Origin of the sequence: Plantactinospora alkalitolerans (genome assembly GCF_015690345.1) — a bacterium.
GTDB classification, from domain to species: Bacteria; Actinomycetota; Actinomycetes; order Mycobacteriales; family Micromonosporaceae; genus Plantactinospora; species Plantactinospora alkalitolerans.
The window spans coordinates 66945-79823 of the sequence record NZ_JADPUN010000422.1 but is presented as its reverse complement, the minus strand read 5'-3'; the positions used below and the strand labels follow the sequence as shown (position 1 = coordinate 79823).

General features: G+C 68.1%; 28 protein-coding genes. All 28 read left to right on the top strand.

The window, feature by feature from the left end; genetic code table 11:
* Nucleotides 1–65: 65 nt before the first annotated feature.
* The 28 genes from I0C86_RS41195 (at nt 66) to I0C86_RS41060 (ending at nt 12872) form a co-directional block, all read left to right on the top strand.
* The gene (locus I0C86_RS41195; RefSeq protein ID WP_196206722.1) at nt 66–533 is read left to right on the top strand and encodes a hypothetical protein; all 468 of its coding nucleotides are present in this window, start codon (nt 66–68) and stop codon (nt 531–533) included.
* 74 nt (nt 534–607) lie between these two features.
* Entirely contained in the window at nt 608–919 is a 312-nt protein-coding gene (locus tag I0C86_RS41190; protein WP_196206721.1) for a hypothetical protein, read from the top strand.
* A 75-nt stretch (nt 920–994) separates the two neighbouring features.
* Complete coding sequence (locus I0C86_RS41185; protein WP_196206720.1) at nt 995–1222, top strand: hypothetical protein; 228 nt, start codon at nt 995–997, stop codon at nt 1220–1222.
* Between the two features lie 2 nt (nt 1223–1224).
* Nucleotides 1225–1581, top strand: a complete 357-nt coding sequence (locus I0C86_RS41180) for a hypothetical protein (protein ID WP_196206719.1) — start codon at nt 1225–1227, stop codon at nt 1579–1581.
* 86 nt (nt 1582–1667) lie between these two features.
* Entirely contained in the window at nt 1668–2084 is a 417-nt protein-coding gene (locus tag I0C86_RS41175; RefSeq protein ID WP_196206718.1) for a hypothetical protein, read from the top strand.
* An 85-nt stretch (nt 2085–2169) separates the two neighbouring features.
* Nucleotides 2170–2844, top strand: a complete 675-nt coding sequence (locus tag I0C86_RS41170; protein ID WP_196206717.1) for a hypothetical protein — start codon at nt 2170–2172, stop codon at nt 2842–2844.
* A 110-nt stretch (nt 2845–2954) separates the two neighbouring features.
* On the top strand, nt 2955–3203 hold the full coding sequence (locus tag I0C86_RS41165; protein ID WP_196206716.1) for a hypothetical protein: 249 nt from the start codon (nt 2955–2957) through the stop codon (nt 3201–3203).
* 72 nt (nt 3204–3275) lie between these two features.
* Nucleotides 3276–3545 (top strand): hypothetical protein, encoded by a 270-nt coding sequence (locus I0C86_RS41160; protein ID WP_196206715.1) that lies wholly within the window; start codon nt 3276–3278, stop codon nt 3543–3545.
* A gap of 78 nt (nt 3546–3623) precedes the next feature.
* Nucleotides 3624–3914, top strand: a complete 291-nt coding sequence (locus I0C86_RS41155) for a hypothetical protein (RefSeq protein WP_196206714.1) — start codon at nt 3624–3626, stop codon at nt 3912–3914.
* An 81-nt stretch (nt 3915–3995) separates the two neighbouring features.
* Nucleotides 3996–4349 (top strand): hypothetical protein, encoded by a 354-nt coding sequence (locus I0C86_RS41150; RefSeq protein ID WP_196206713.1) that lies wholly within the window; start codon nt 3996–3998, stop codon nt 4347–4349.
* 83 nt (nt 4350–4432) lie between these two features.
* On the top strand, nt 4433–4813 hold the full coding sequence (locus tag I0C86_RS41145) for a hypothetical protein (protein ID WP_196206712.1): 381 nt from the start codon (nt 4433–4435) through the stop codon (nt 4811–4813).
* Nucleotides 4813–5271, top strand: coding sequence for a hypothetical protein (locus tag I0C86_RS41140; protein WP_196206711.1), 459 nt, complete (start codon nt 4813–4815; stop codon nt 5269–5271). Before I0C86_RS41145 ends, I0C86_RS41140 begins: the two co-directional genes overlap by 1 nt.
* Nucleotides 5272–5355: 84 nt before the next feature.
* On the top strand, nt 5356–5865 hold the full coding sequence (locus I0C86_RS41135) for a hypothetical protein (RefSeq protein ID WP_196206710.1): 510 nt from the start codon (nt 5356–5358) through the stop codon (nt 5863–5865).
* 79 nt (nt 5866–5944) lie between these two features.
* Nucleotides 5945–6241, top strand: a complete 297-nt coding sequence (locus I0C86_RS41130; protein ID WP_196206709.1) for a DUF5983 family protein — start codon at nt 5945–5947, stop codon at nt 6239–6241.
* A gap of 93 nt (nt 6242–6334) precedes the next feature.
* On the top strand, nt 6335–6625 hold the full coding sequence (locus I0C86_RS41125; RefSeq protein ID WP_196206708.1) for a hypothetical protein: 291 nt from the start codon (nt 6335–6337) through the stop codon (nt 6623–6625).
* 72 nt (nt 6626–6697) lie between these two features.
* Entirely contained in the window at nt 6698–7204 is a 507-nt protein-coding gene (locus I0C86_RS41120; RefSeq protein ID WP_196206707.1) for a hypothetical protein, read from the top strand.
* Between the two features lie 263 nt (nt 7205–7467).
* Nucleotides 7468–7644, top strand: a complete 177-nt coding sequence (locus tag I0C86_RS41115) for a hypothetical protein (protein ID WP_196206706.1) — start codon at nt 7468–7470, stop codon at nt 7642–7644.
* Between the two features lie 87 nt (nt 7645–7731).
* Nucleotides 7732–8157, top strand: coding sequence for a hypothetical protein (locus tag I0C86_RS41110; protein WP_196206705.1), 426 nt, complete (start codon nt 7732–7734; stop codon nt 8155–8157).
* Nucleotides 8154–8543: a hypothetical protein gene (locus I0C86_RS41105; RefSeq protein ID WP_196206704.1), complete on the top strand. Its 390-nt coding sequence runs from the start codon at nt 8154–8156 to the stop codon at nt 8541–8543. The genes I0C86_RS41110 and I0C86_RS41105 overlap by 4 nt, the downstream gene beginning before the upstream one ends.
* Nucleotides 8527–9057: a hypothetical protein gene (locus I0C86_RS41100; RefSeq protein WP_196206703.1), complete on the top strand. Its 531-nt coding sequence runs from the start codon at nt 8527–8529 to the stop codon at nt 9055–9057. The genes I0C86_RS41105 and I0C86_RS41100 overlap by 17 nt, the downstream gene beginning before the upstream one ends.
* Nucleotides 9058–9195: 138 nt before the next feature.
* Nucleotides 9196–9804, top strand: coding sequence for a hypothetical protein (locus tag I0C86_RS41095; protein ID WP_196206702.1), 609 nt, complete (start codon nt 9196–9198; stop codon nt 9802–9804).
* A 54-nt stretch (nt 9805–9858) separates the two neighbouring features.
* Entirely contained in the window at nt 9859–10053 is a 195-nt protein-coding gene (locus I0C86_RS41090; protein WP_196206701.1) for a hypothetical protein, read from the top strand.
* 45 nt (nt 10054–10098) lie between these two features.
* Nucleotides 10099–10455 (top strand): hypothetical protein, encoded by a 357-nt coding sequence (locus tag I0C86_RS41085; protein ID WP_196206700.1) that lies wholly within the window; start codon nt 10099–10101, stop codon nt 10453–10455.
* A 99-nt stretch (nt 10456–10554) separates the two neighbouring features.
* Complete coding sequence (locus I0C86_RS41080; protein ID WP_196206699.1) at nt 10555–11013, top strand: hypothetical protein; 459 nt, start codon at nt 10555–10557, stop codon at nt 11011–11013.
* Between the two features lie 69 nt (nt 11014–11082).
* Nucleotides 11083–11496, top strand: a complete 414-nt coding sequence (locus I0C86_RS41075) for a hypothetical protein (protein WP_196206698.1) — start codon at nt 11083–11085, stop codon at nt 11494–11496.
* 139 nt (nt 11497–11635) lie between these two features.
* The gene (locus I0C86_RS41070; RefSeq protein ID WP_196206697.1) at nt 11636–12241 is read left to right on the top strand and encodes a hypothetical protein; all 606 of its coding nucleotides are present in this window, start codon (nt 11636–11638) and stop codon (nt 12239–12241) included.
* Nucleotides 12242–12307: 66 nt separating this feature from the next.
* Nucleotides 12308–12604: a helix-turn-helix domain-containing protein gene (locus I0C86_RS41065; protein WP_196206696.1), complete on the top strand. Its 297-nt coding sequence runs from the start codon at nt 12308–12310 to the stop codon at nt 12602–12604.
* A 31-nt stretch (nt 12605–12635) separates the two neighbouring features.
* Nucleotides 12636–12872 carry a hypothetical protein gene (locus I0C86_RS41060; protein ID WP_196206695.1) on the top strand — a complete coding sequence of 79 codons (237 nt, stop codon included), beginning with the start codon at nt 12636–12638 and terminating at the stop codon, nt 12870–12872.
* Nucleotides 12873–12879: the final 7 nt, after the last annotated feature.

Genomic DNA, 12879 nt, shown 5'->3' with positions numbered 1-12879 from the left:
GCTCCCCCGGCCTCGGCCGGGTGGGCGCGGAAGTCGCCAGAGCGGTGACAGGGAAGAGGTTGGGTATGGGCAACGACGACCCGTGGCCGTTCGGGGTCGAAGCTCGGCGGGACGACCCGCTGACCGCTCGACGCATCGCGGTGACCCACCAGTGGGCGGGCTGGCCGTTCCTGGTCGCGTTCGACTACGACTCGGCCGAACGTCCGACGGAGCGCGAGGCGGCCATGCTGGCGTCGTACCTCGCCGAGTGGAAGCAGCGTTGGTACAACACGAGCTGGATCGCGCGCATGGAACGCAGGCTGCTCGACGTCGACGGCGCCACGAACGGTGTCATCTTCCGGAAGTGGGCCGACGGCGACTGGAGCTACAAGAGGCGTCGGTGGTCGGAGTACTCGGGTGGGGGCCCACGCAACCGGCGCATGCACAGGTCATCGCTGACGCTGGTCGACGCCATGGACCCCCTGCACTCCGAGGCCACGGAGGGACCGTGGACCGAGTGGAAGCACACGCACCCCGAGGTGTTCGGCTCCTGACCGCTTCCGTGCTCCCCCGACTCCGGCCGGGTGGGCGCGGTGGTCGTCACGGTGGCGACGGATCGGAGATCGAGATGTCCACGACCATGTACGCCGAAGACCGGCGCATGATCATCATCTACAACGCGGGCGGGGACTGGCACTCCGAGCACGGAACCGTGCAGGACGTGGCCAAGATCTTCTCGGATCTCGACCACGGATACGCGGACCTCGGTGGGGCTCCGCAGCCGTATGGGCTCGACGACGCCGGCAAGCCGGTACCGCTGGAGGTCAAGGTCGAGCGGGGCGAGTACAACGCCGACAACTGGTCGGACCGCTCGGTCACGGTGACCTTCCCGGACGGGGCGGTCGCCGTCGGCAGCTACCGCGTCGACGGCCGCTGCTGACTGCTTCCGTGGCGCCCGGACGGGGCCGGGCGCTCGCGGTGGTGGCCACGGTGGACACCTGATCGGAGGCAAACAGTGGACAACGACGGCCGGCTAATCGTGTTGGGCAGCGGGGATGAGGTGTATGTCTTCCGCGCGGACCAGCGCGACACAGCCAACCAGATGAGCGCTGTCTTGGACGTGGCTCGCCCGGCGGGAGATGTGGACCGCTACCGGGTTCCCGAGGGCGACTGGGTAGGCGTGCTTGCCAAGCTGGAACGGGCAGGCGCGACGGTAATCGACTGCCGCGAGGGCGAGGACTGACGGTGGGCTGGGGTACCGACGGCGGCGCCGAGGCGGCGCGTCGCGCCAGGGCGGGTGCCCACGCTCGCCGCCATCGCCACCCCTGTCCGTGCGGCCGGGAGTTGTGGGGCAACGGGTGGAGGTCACACGCGCGTAGGTGCGCCGACTACCTGGAGCAGCACGGCTGGGAGTGGAACGGCGGGGACCGAACCGCCCTGTTCAACTCGCTGTATGAGATGTACGAAACGTACAGCGAGTTGGATTCTGACCAGCGCAGCGCCAAGGTACGGGAGGCGATGCGGGCCGCCTCCATCCAGGAGGCCAAGGATCGCGGTCTGCTCGACGCCGACGGCCGGGCTGTAAGCCGAACCGCGCAGTAGTCCGCACGAGTGAGGGTGGTCGCCGGGCTCCGGTCCGGCGTCCGCCCCCGTCGAGCGAAGGTCTCGCACGGAGGCAGGGGTCGACCATGGCAGGGAAGCAACACACGATCGGCGAGGGAGTGCTGGCCAGCCACTCGGGTGAGCGACACACCGACCGCTACGGCCTGGCGTACCTCAAGGTCGAAAACAGGGGCGACAGCGCTCCGGTGGAGGTGAACGTCGGCGAGCACGCCGGGCGGCTCGGCACGCTGTACGCCGAGGTGGTCGAACCGTCCGAGAGCGACGGTCCCCGGCGGTTCGGACCGGAGGCGGCCCGGGTCGGCGAGGTCGTCGCCCTCGGTACGGGCGAGCTGTTCACCGAGGCGGCGTTTCGCGACAAGGACAACGACGTGCCCGGCGTGGGCGTGAAGCCTACCGACGGCCGTGAGTGCTGGTGGATGGACTCCATGGCGCTCTACAGGGTTAGGCACCAGCGGGTGCGCCTGTTCTTCGTGCCCGCTTGATCGCCCCGCACGAGTGATGGTGGCCGCCGGGCTTCGGTCCGGCGACCGCCATCGTCGAACGGTTCGGCGAAGGAAGGTGCCAGCAATGGTCTACGTAATCGTGGAGGACGTGACCGATCCGGTCGCGGCGGCGTCGGCGCTGCGGGAGGGGGGCGAGCTGCTGCGCGCCATCGGGGTCGAGAAGCTGGGCAAGGGTGCGTACGAGCGGACGGACGCGTACGTGCCGCGGGGAGGCAACCGGGCCGACGGCCTCCGGGCGCTGGAGCAGTTCCGCGCGGAGCACGCGGTACCCGGGCTGATGTACTACCTGCGGACCGATTTCGACCCGGACTGGAGCAAGCAGGACGAGGCCGCCCGCGCCGCGCTGGCCGAGGTGCGGATGCCGCGCGAGCGGTGCGGCATCCGGGCGGTGAACGCCTTCAAGCGGGCGTACTACACCTGGGGTCCGGAGTGGGACACCCCGGACCCGTGCGGGGGCAGGTGGGCGGCGCACCACGCCCGCAACTTCCGCGACGGCGCGCTGGTCCTCGGCAACGCCCTCGCCGGGCTGTGCCGGTCGGACGGGGACATGGCGCCGATGGTCGAGATGAAGATCGTCGCGAGTCTCGGCTGGGACGGCGAAGAGGTCGGCCCGGAGGCTCGGATTCGTGACGAGGCGTGGGTGGCGCTGTCGCTCGGCCGAATCCTGCGCGAGTGCGGGGACGGGCGGATCGGCGACCTGCTGGAGGCGATCGAGGCCGGCTACGACGGCCACAACTGACCCGTGCGCCGATGGTGCTCGCCCGGACGGGGGAGGGCGGGTGCCATCGCCGGATGGTCCGGCGAAATCGGAGGTTCGCCATGGCTGGTCGAGAGCGTCAAATGGGAAGCATGTCGGTCGACGAGAGGGCGCGTCACGCCGCGCAGTTCGTGGAAAAGACGGTGGTCGTAACGGCCGACTGGAGCGGCAGCGCCTCGCTGCGCGAGAGCTTCACCGGATTTGTAGTGGCTCTGGCGCACGGGTGGGGCGGTAGCAATCTCGGCTACATCCTCGTGCTGCTCTGCGAGGGCAGCGGCAACGACCGAGTCATGGCGTTTCCGCTACGGATTGTGCGCAAGATCGAGCTTCGCGAGGGGTGACGGTGCTCGCCCGGTACGCCGGGCGAGACGCCGCCGGCCGCGCGGTGCGGCGGGAAGATCGGAGGCAGGGTCATGGGCAACATGGTGGCGCCGATCGGCGCCGAGGTGCACGTGGTGGTGTACGTGAACGAGTACGGCAAGTTCGTCACCACACACCTGACCCCCGAGGGGGCCTTGAAGGCGAAGGCGGGGTACGCCCGGGATGAGTGGGAGGCCCTGTCGGCCGACCACCCGGATCTACCGACAGAGCCGCCGGAGGACGACAACGAGGCGGCGGAGGCGTACTTCTCACGACGCCTCGGCGAGTGGGCGGACATCTCGGCTTGCAAGTTGGAGGCGTAACGCGAGGGGTGACGGTGCTCGCCGGATAACCCGGCGGGACGCCGCCGGCCGCGCGGTGCGGTCCGAAGGGAGAACAGCATGCCAGTCATCGAGCTGGAGGGGTGCGAGCTTCACGCGATCGTGCCCAGGTATCACAACGGCGAAATCCAGGGCTACTTCGTCGCTGGCGTCTCCGCTACCAACTGGGAGGCCGTCAGCGCGTGGATGCCCAATCTGACAGGGACGGCGATGTTCTACGAGCGATGCTTCAACTACGACGAGTACGACGGTCGCGACGGTGCGCTCCGGGAGGCAATCCGGGACGCCTGCGACCGCGCCGGCCTCGCCGGCTGGCTCAACCCGGGACGAGCGTTCGGCTCCGAGGGCTGAGGGGCGTGCCCCCTGGCATCCGGGCTTCGGCCCGGCGGCCGGGGAGTGCGCCATGGTGGCGTACCGAAGTGGAGGTGCACGGTGATCGAGCAGGGCAGCAAGGTGTACGTACAGGGCTGGACCAACAGCGTTTTTGGCGTGTCGATGCTGCTGCCGGCGGACAAGGTAGCGGTCGCGTCCTGGCCGCTGACCGAGCCGGGCGTCCGAGGCGACGAGCTGCGCGTCACTCCGCACGGCTACCGGCCGATCATCGTGACCGAGGGCGAGCGCGGATTCTGCCACCAGGGCAACGAGGCCGCAGGTATCCAGCCGTGGTACCTCTCGCGCGACTTCGAGACGGCGAAGCGGCAGGTGGACGACTGGAACACCGAACTCGGCATCAGCAAGGCGGTGGCGATGGAGATCGTCGCCGAGTCGTTCGCGTCGAACGACTGAGGCTGACCGCTTCTATCCGGCCCGCCAGGTGCGGGCCGGGTGGTGGTGGCCAGACGGTGGCCAACCTACGAAAGGACAAGATCATGCCTGGATTCGAGCAGCACCTCGGCCTACTGGCGTCGCTTCCTCACGGCGCGCACCGCGTGCTGGTCATGGAGCCGCGCCAGCGTGAGGACGGGTGCACGGTCATCCCGCTCGGCAGCAAGCAGGGCGGGGACTTCAACGGCCTCGGTCACATCTACCTGACGCCGGACGAGCGGGAGACCCTGATCGCGGCGCTGATGAAGCACCGCAAGGTGGCGCCCGGGGACGGCGTGGCAGGGCGTTTCGACGCCTGGGAGACCGAGTCCCTGGTCATCACGGCCGCCGAGCTGCACTCCGGCGGCGACGCCGACCTGAGCACCAGTCAGGAGGAGCTGGCCGAGGAGGCGTTGGGGCTCCTTCGCACGCTCAACGAGTTCTGATGGACGATCGACAGCGGACACGGGCGATGACGCCGGCTGAAGCGTTCGTCGCCGACCCTCGTCGCTTCGGGCGGGCGTTGTACCGCGCGCTACGTACCGACGAGGGCTGGACACTCCTGCCAGGCGGCGGGATGGAGTACGACTGGACTGACGGCGGTTGCCTACTGCTCGCTGACGCGCTGGCAACCCTGTTCGAGGGTCGGCGCGATTTCGAGCCGGTGGCACTGGTGGCTGGTGGCAGGTATGTCGGCGAGCATTACCTGATCAGGTACGGCCGCTGGCACCTGGACGCGGACGGCGCATGTCTGGAGCTGACCCTGCTGCGCCGCTACGAGACGGCGACGAAGTGGTCTCCCCGGGTGGTCCCGTTCAAGGTTGCCGAGCTGTCGCCGGGGGTGCCCCGCGATCAGAAGGTGTCGGAGCGGATCGCGTCGTACCTGGTGGCGACGCTCGTATAGGAGCTGACCGCTCCCGTCCGGCCCGTCTCGTACGGGCCGTGGCGGAAGCCTGGCCAGGTCCAGGTTCAAGGGAGAGGAACGACGATGATAAGCATTCAGGACTACGCGCAAATCAGTGACCGCGACGTGCGCGCCGCCGTAATCGCCGGTTGGCGGCGAGATCTGGGGAAGGCGTACCGGGCAGCCCGGGTCGCCCCGTACAACGCGGCCGAGGCCGGCGTCATGCTCCGCCGGTACTACCCCGAGGCGACGGCGGTGGTCTTCACTCTGCACGAGGACGGCGAGGGCACCAGCGTGACCATCGAGCAGGTGGTCGGCGCAGGTGACCGCGTGCTGTACGACGACCGCAAGTGGCTGACTGACGGCTACTTCGAGGACCAGTCGGACGTGGGTGACCCGCTGGGCACCGCCGCACTGCAACTGGTCAAGCGGGGCGATGGTCGCGACAACCTCGGACGTGACACCGGCGACGACGAGGAGGACTTCGGCGACTGGGTGGAGCGCCTGGCGAAGGGCAACGCACTCTTCCGCCCGTACGACGCGTGCCAGCCGGACTCCGGCGCCGTCGCGTTCCGGTACGACCTGCCGTTCTGACCGCTTCCGTGCTCCCCCGGCTCCGGCCGGGTGGGCGCGGTGGCTGCCAGGGTGGCGGCGCGGAAAGGAGGGCAGCAGCATGCCCACGATGCGAGTTCTGGAGTTGGCGAACTGCCATCTCCCCGAGGAGGTGTTCGACGACCTCCTGGATATGGATGGAGTCCACGCGGACCCGATCACCCGCGTACACCTTGGCGGGCAGATCGGCGCCCTGGTGTACGCCCCGGAAGATGACGAGTACCACGTGCAGTGGTACGGCAGCATGCCGCCTGAGCTGGCGCGAGTGCTGCGTTACGCGCGATCCCAGGGGTGCCGTTACGTCCTCTTCGAGCGCGACGCGCCTGACGACGACAACCTGCCGTACTGGGAATGGTGAGAGCGACCTGACTGCTTCCGCCGGGCTCGGGGTGTCGAGCCCGCGCGGTGGCCGCCAGGGTGGCGCAACCGAAGACAGGAAGGGAGCATGGCGATGAGCCAGCTCGACGACGCTCGTGAGCAGTTCGTTCGGCAGTTCGCCCATACCGACAACCCCGCTTGGTACGCACTCAAGTACCTGGCGCAGGTGTCCGGCATCGGGATCGCCTGGATCGACCGGACCGTGGTCGAGCACCAGCTCGGCCGCGAGCTGACCGAAGAGGAGTGGGCGGACGTCGGGCCGCGACTCGACGACTACGACAAGTACATCGGGGACTTCGACCAGGCGCCCGAGGACGCCTTCATCGACAAGGTTCTCAGCGACGCCTGTATCGACTGGTCCTGACCGCTTCCGTGGCGCCCGATCGGGGACGGGCGTTCGCGGTGGCTGCCAGGGCGGCGGCGAGAGGGGTTGGCGATGTACCTCCTGAGGATCTACGACGAGCCTGCGATCGAGGCCGCCTGCGCGAACGGGCCGGCCGGCCTCGCGGGGTGCGACTGGTGCGGCGACGACCTGGCTGTCCACGTGCGCCTGGTCGTGCAGCTCGAACTGGATCGGTCCGAGGCGACGGTCGGGCATCGGGTGGTGGCCTGCGACCGGTCACCGCGGACCTGGCAGATGTGGGCACGGCGGCAGGAGAAGGTAGTCGAGGGTCGCGAGTTCATGTGCTTCGGTGACGAGCAGAGCGTCCACCGGCCGTGGACGGGCCGGGGCGAGCCGACCGGGGTGCTGCTGACCGAGGATCCGGAGGGTCAGTACTACGGCTGGATCAAGTGCGAACGCGAGGTGGGCCACGAGGGCGTACCGGTCATGATCCAACCTCATCCGGCCATGTTTCGGATGCAAGAGCCGGGCGGCTTCTATGGCCGCGTCAAGCAAGGGCGGGGCGAGGTCGTGCGGATGAGCGTCAAGGCGTTGTCCTGACGACTCCCGTGGTGCCCGGCCCCGCCGGGTGCTCGCGGTAGTCGCCACGGTGGCGAACAGAGAGGGGATCGGTGACAGTGCACAGATGCAGTGCGTGTGGCGTGCTAGGGAGCACGACGGTCGAGAGGTGCGCCGTCGAGATCATCGGCGAGCGGCAGGACGGCGACCCCCGGCCGGACCGGTCGACGTGCCGGTGGTGCAAGGCGACGATCGAGCGCGATCCGCACCCGGACGCGCTGTGGGGTTCAGCCAAACTGGGTGGTTTGACGGGGCGAAACACCGAGTGCCCGGCCCGACAGGACGAGGAGGGCTTCGGCGAGCACGAGCCGGGCACGCCAGTGCTACGGCCGCCGGCCCGACGGTCGGCGGAGCTGGTCGATCCGGCGACGCTGGCGCCACCCGCCATTCCGTGGATTCCACGAAGCGCTCCGGACGCCTGACCGCTTCTGTCGCGCCCCGGCACCGGCCGGGTCGCGGCGGTGGCTGTCAGAACGACAGCCCGACCGTAAGCTATCGCAGAATTGGAGATGATGATCATGGTGAAGTCGTGGCACGAGGAGGAGCCTCGCCGCCCTACGGACGGGGGCGATGTCGGCGGTGACGAGCAGATCGGCACGGCATGGGAGCGGCGTTTCACGCTGCCACCCCGCGAGGACGGGCTGCACCCGGTCCTGACCCTGCGCGTGTACGTGGCGGACGAGGACTACCTGAACCAGGACGACCCGGGCCACACCCCTCGGCCGGTGCTGCGCCAGCAGGAGGAGCGGATCCTGTGCCGCGACCCGAAGGACCCGGGTGGCACCGGGGATTGGGCCGACTACCACCACATGATCATCCCGTTCGGTGGGAGCACACCGTCCGACGCCGACGCGTACCTGGCATGCGCTGCGCTGCGGGTACCCACGACGGAGGACTGGGATGGGCTGGCCGGGTACGAAAGGAGCATTCGATGATCACCGGCAGGGACCTGGAGCACATCGCGGCGACCATCATTGCCCGAGCGCGTAACGCCAGTGGGCTGAGCGCCCCCGCGTTCGACTACCAGATCTCGACCGAGGGCATCGGTGGGCCCCACGGCTGGCTCGGTCAGGAGGCGTACCGGATCGCCAACGAGCACCCGGGCGACGCTCCCGGACTGCTGGCCGAGCGTGACGCGAACCACCTGGCGCTCTGGGAGGCGCTGCGGCCGGAGTTGGAGGCGTACGCGCGGCGGTGCGGCGAGCGGCGGTACTCCGGCTGGTCGAACGCCGCCCGTTCACTCGGCCAGCCGATCCAGTACGCCACCGACGAGGCCGGCAGTGCGGACAAGACGGGAGTGCCCGGTGGGCAGGCTGGCTGACCTTCACGCGTACACCACCGCCTTTCGAGACGAGGCGGAACGGCGCGACCTGTACCCGTCCGGCGGCTGGGGATCCGACCACCTGAAGATGATCCGCCGGTTCTCCGAGCTGCGCGTCGACGCGGTCGAGGCGGTCGCCTGGTGGGCGCTGCACGTGGGCCCCTCCGTCGTCGCTCAACTCGCAGGCCGAGGCACCGCGGCCGAGTTCGGCGCCTACGCCGAGCGCATGTTCGGGGCGGATCGAGCCCTGGAGGAAACGGCCGTCGCGCTCGGATGGTTCGGGTCGGGCCAGCCGGTCGAGGTCGCAGCGGCCTGGCACCGGCGAGGTTACACGCCAGAACGGGCCGCCGCCCTCATCGTCGAAGGTGTCGACCTGGAGCTGATCGCGGTTGTCGACGACGCGGGGCGGCGGGCGGCCGTACGTGAACTCACCGAGCGGTGGACCGGGCTCATTGTCGACCCGGACCTCGCCGACCAGATCGGCCTGGACGACGACGAAAGAGGTGTCAGGTGATCCGGCGAACGACAGCCAGTCGAACAGGCATGACATGGCGGCCACACAGTATTGGGACGGAGAGATATGACGGCTGACCCGCAAGCCGACAGATGGACACCAGTTTTCAAGATTGCCGTCGTACTGCACCTTGTCCTGATGACCCTGGTGCTCGGTTGGTTGGCGGCCACTGTCGTCGCCTGGCGAGAGGATGGCCGGCCCCCCGCTGTCGTGCCAGCGGTGATTGCCGCCGTCGTCGGGATTGTTTCAGGCCGGGCGCTGTTCAGGATCTGGCGGTATCGCCGCCGAAATCAAACGACGGCTGCGGTCGGGCGACTGTTCTGGGATCGGATTCAGCGGTTGGATCCGAAAGCCGCGTACGAGAACCACGACAGCCGTACTCGATACATCCGCACTACGCACAAGACCCCAATAGGACAGCTCGACGACCTCGACGTCTCCGACTTGGACCTTGACTACGCCGCGGAGAACGAGGCGGAGCAAACCGGGCAGGCAACGAAAACTGCCAGGATCTACAAGATCGGCACAGCCGACATGGTCGTCACGTGCGAAGTTCGCGCGTACCGCCTCGACCGGAGTACCTATACCTACACCCGGGTCGACGCCGACCTGCCGCTGTGGCGGCAATTTCTGAGGGCCATGCGTGGCGAGCGGCGAGCCGCGAAGCTCGGCCTGCTGACAGCCACGGAGGACGAAATCCGAGCACTGATAGAAGATCTCGACGGGGCCGAGGAGTTTGGAAGGTAGTCGCGATGACCAACAGCAAGACCTCCACCACCACTGCCGACGAGCGGGTGTGACGTGGCCCAGTACGTGGTTATGATCGTCGGCCCGACGGAGACTCCGACCCTCCTCGGGCCGTACCGCTCGGAGGAACGGGCGCAGGGCGACGCCGACGGGTGGAACAAGGCGAACCCGCCGAGCGACGAGGACGGGGACGAACGGTGGCATGCGAAAGCATGGCCGGTCCAGCCGTTCAGCATCGATGCGGACTGACACGCACCATAACAGCGCTTATGCGCGCCTACGTAAAACGAGGGGGTGAAAGAAATGGTCACGGAAACCAGTCAGGAACTGTTTACGGCGACGCTGATCGACGGTTACGGCGGCGCCCGAATTCAGATTGACGGCCCAGGCGAAGTCGAAACCATCTGGCTTACGGATACCGGCGGAGGTTTGGTCGGCATGGCGGCGAGCGCTCTCGCCGAACATCGATGGCGGCAGGTAACGCAGTGGGTCCCCGAGTTCGGCGGAGTCATGGGCAGGGGCTTCACCGCTCAGGTTCAGCAGCGATCCCCCGACTACTGCCCACGGTGCGGTATGAACCTCAAGGACGAGGGTTACCCCATCTGCCACAAGACCGACGAGGGAATCGAGTGCAGCTTCGTCCTGGACTGACCACGCGGCGTCAGTGACCTGCGGTTCGGTCGGGTCGCACATCCGGACTTCCGGGTGGGCGGCCCTGTCGACCCGAATAGCGCGACGAAGGGAATCCGAATGAGCAAGAGCAGGGACATGCAGCGAATCAAAAGGGGGTTGGAAGAGCTGCGGGAATTGAACCAGGAGCACGCTGATCTGGAAGGCGCACGTGCCGATCGGGCACGCCAACGCGGCCTACTCGCGGCAGATCTGTACTTCATTGAAGGCGTTGCGCAGGAACGGTTGGCCGACGAGATGTCCAAGCTCGGCGGCGACGAGGCAACACGTTCGTCGGTGCGCAAGTGGATTGCCCAGCACAGTCCGCAGCTCTTCGTGATGGTGCGACGGAAGGGCGACGGGTACGAGCTGGCGACCCTGCCTCTGCCGTGGGGCGACCGCGGCCCGCTGCTCGACCAGGGGCGTCGACTGGTCAAGGAGCACCAGGACCAGGGATACCGGATCGTCCCCTCTCGCCTGGAGTTGACGGTCAGCAAGGTCCGCGATGCCGCCGAGCTGTGGCGCAGCCTTGAACCCTGACGGCCACCGTGACTGCCGGGCAGCCGGCGCTCGCGGTGGCCGTCAGGGTGACGGCGGGAAGGGGGCGTCATGTCGACGCCGACACAGCGGGAGCGGTTCGAGGCGGCATTCCGACGACTGCGGGCCGTGGGCATCACGCCGGTCGCGGTGCTGTACGACACGGCGGCCAGGTGGGCCAGGCTGGCGCCGGACCGCGAAGACTACGAGGTGACGGCTTCGATGGCGGGGACGCCTGGCCGTTGGGCGGGCACGTCCGTCCCGGACGCCACCTGGATCGACGACGAGCTGGTCCACTGCGGGATCAAAACGCCGGTGGCGGTGCTGCTGTTCGTCTGGCCGCTCGCCGCGCCGGACATCGGCGACGCGGTCGTGACGGCGTTCGGCGAGGAAGGTTTCGGGGTCGAGCGGCGCGGGGGCCTCGCCTGGGGTGCGGAGGTACGGCTGATCGCGGCGGACGCCGACAAGCCGGCCGACGTACGGTAATCGTACGATCACCCGAGCGTCGACCCACCCGGTCGGTTACATATCGATGACCGGCCGCTGAGAGTATGCAAGCTGTTCTATTCATGCCGCTTCCGTGCGGCCCGGGTGGAGAAACCGTCCGGGCCGTGCGGTGGCCCGCATGTCGGGACAAAATCAACAAGCACTGGAGGTGGTTATGACGATTACCTGCACGGTGGCGCTACGAACGCTCACCAAGGGCGGCTGGATCATACGGGAGCGGAAAAACGTTCACGGCGAGGACGGCGACGGCCTGTACGACCTGCTGGTGGACTTCGCGCTCAACCAGAACCCGGCCGATGCCGTCTGGAACGTTGCCGCGTGGAAGGGGGCGAACGCCAACTTCTTCCTGACGCCAGATCTGGTACTCGATCCTCAGGCGGTCAATCGAGCCGCTTCGTCGCCCAGCTACGTGCGCCGGTCCGGACGGCGCCACCATCGGCCTCGGTTGTCGGGGCCGGTCGGCGACGTGGTCGAACTGATCCCGGCCGCGGATGTCAGGCCGGGGACGGCCATCCTCGTCACCTTCGACCGGAGCGCGACGAAGGCTCCGGTCGGCAACGGCCCGTGGCCCGCGGTGGATTCGTACAAAGCGCAACGGGCGGTGGTCAAGCGGAAGGCGTGCACGGAGAACCGGCAGGGGGAGGTGACGGGCGTCGATCTGGTCACCACGCTGGGCGAGGTTCGCGGGTTGAAGCCGTTGACCGGACTGCGGCCGGCAGCCTGACTACTAACTGTCAATCAGGCGACACAAATGGACTAACTCTTATAACAGGTAGCTAGCATAAGCCGGGTGGAGACCCCGCAACGCATCACGCCGCAGCTGCTCGCCGTCCTCCGAGTCCTCGTCGACCAGGAGGACGGCGAGCAACTGTACGGACGAGCTGTGGCCGAGAAGACCGGCCTGACAAGCGGGGTAGTGACCCTGATCTTCAAGCGGCTCGCGGCTCTCGGTTGGCTCAGCGAGGAGTGGGAAGCGCTCGACTCGCGCACAGCCCGGCCGCGTCGCAAGTACGTCAGCCTCACGCCACAGGGACGTGAGGCATCTCAACGTGTACTGGTCGCCCGCACGGCGACCCGAGGGAAGTAGGAGACCCGAGATGGAACCGACCGTTTTCACTGTGGAGATCCAGGCCAGCGACGCCGACGAGACCATCTGGCAGGCCCTCCATCCGGCGGAAAACGTCAAGCAAATCGAAGGTGAGACTGCCGAAGATGTCGCGCGCTGGGTCGCCGGCAACCAGACGGTGGCAGAGGGCCCGCACTGGCGGGTGGCGGTCTGGACCGGTGCCGATGCGGACACCGTCGGCGAGCCGGCCGCGATCTGGTCGGCCGACGACGAGGCGGCGCTGGTCTGATGGCTAT

Coding starts and splice junctions, on each gene's coding strand:
- I0C86_RS41080 (WP_196206699.1), top strand. CDS start 10,555: ATGAGCAAGAGCAGGGACATGCAGCGAATCAAAAGGGGGTTGGAAGAG.
- I0C86_RS41105 (WP_196206704.1), top strand. CDS start 8,154: ATGATCACCGGCAGGGACCTGGAGCACATCGCGGCGACCATCATTGCC.
- I0C86_RS41195 (WP_196206722.1), top strand. CDS start 66: ATGGGCAACGACGACCCGTGGCCGTTCGGGGTCGAAGCTCGGCGGGAC.
- I0C86_RS41110 (WP_196206705.1), top strand. CDS start 7,732: ATGATGATCATGGTGAAGTCGTGGCACGAGGAGGAGCCTCGCCGCCCT.
- I0C86_RS41190 (WP_196206721.1), top strand. CDS start 608: ATGTCCACGACCATGTACGCCGAAGACCGGCGCATGATCATCATCTAC.
- I0C86_RS41120 (WP_196206707.1), top strand. CDS start 6,698: ATGTACCTCCTGAGGATCTACGACGAGCCTGCGATCGAGGCCGCCTGC.
- I0C86_RS41125 (WP_196206708.1), top strand. CDS start 6,335: ATGAGCCAGCTCGACGACGCTCGTGAGCAGTTCGTTCGGCAGTTCGCC.
- I0C86_RS41095 (WP_196206702.1), top strand. CDS start 9,196: ATGACCCTGGTGCTCGGTTGGTTGGCGGCCACTGTCGTCGCCTGGCGA.
- I0C86_RS41175 (WP_196206718.1), top strand. CDS start 1,668: ATGGCAGGGAAGCAACACACGATCGGCGAGGGAGTGCTGGCCAGCCAC.
- I0C86_RS41160 (WP_196206715.1), top strand. CDS start 3,276: ATGGGCAACATGGTGGCGCCGATCGGCGCCGAGGTGCACGTGGTGGTG.
- I0C86_RS41145 (WP_196206712.1), top strand. CDS start 4,433: ATGCCTGGATTCGAGCAGCACCTCGGCCTACTGGCGTCGCTTCCTCAC.
- I0C86_RS41075 (WP_196206698.1), top strand. CDS start 11,083: ATGTCGACGCCGACACAGCGGGAGCGGTTCGAGGCGGCATTCCGACGA.
- I0C86_RS41155 (WP_196206714.1), top strand. CDS start 3,624: ATGCCAGTCATCGAGCTGGAGGGGTGCGAGCTTCACGCGATCGTGCCC.
- I0C86_RS41135 (WP_196206710.1), top strand. CDS start 5,356: ATGATAAGCATTCAGGACTACGCGCAAATCAGTGACCGCGACGTGCGC.
- I0C86_RS41070 (WP_196206697.1), top strand. CDS start 11,636: ATGTCGGGACAAAATCAACAAGCACTGGAGGTGGTTATGACGATTACC.
- I0C86_RS41140 (WP_196206711.1), top strand. CDS start 4,813: ATGGACGATCGACAGCGGACACGGGCGATGACGCCGGCTGAAGCGTTC.
- I0C86_RS41130 (WP_196206709.1), top strand. CDS start 5,945: ATGCCCACGATGCGAGTTCTGGAGTTGGCGAACTGCCATCTCCCCGAG.
- I0C86_RS41165 (WP_196206716.1), top strand. CDS start 2,955: ATGTCGGTCGACGAGAGGGCGCGTCACGCCGCGCAGTTCGTGGAAAAG.
- I0C86_RS41170 (WP_196206717.1), top strand. CDS start 2,170: ATGGTCTACGTAATCGTGGAGGACGTGACCGATCCGGTCGCGGCGGCG.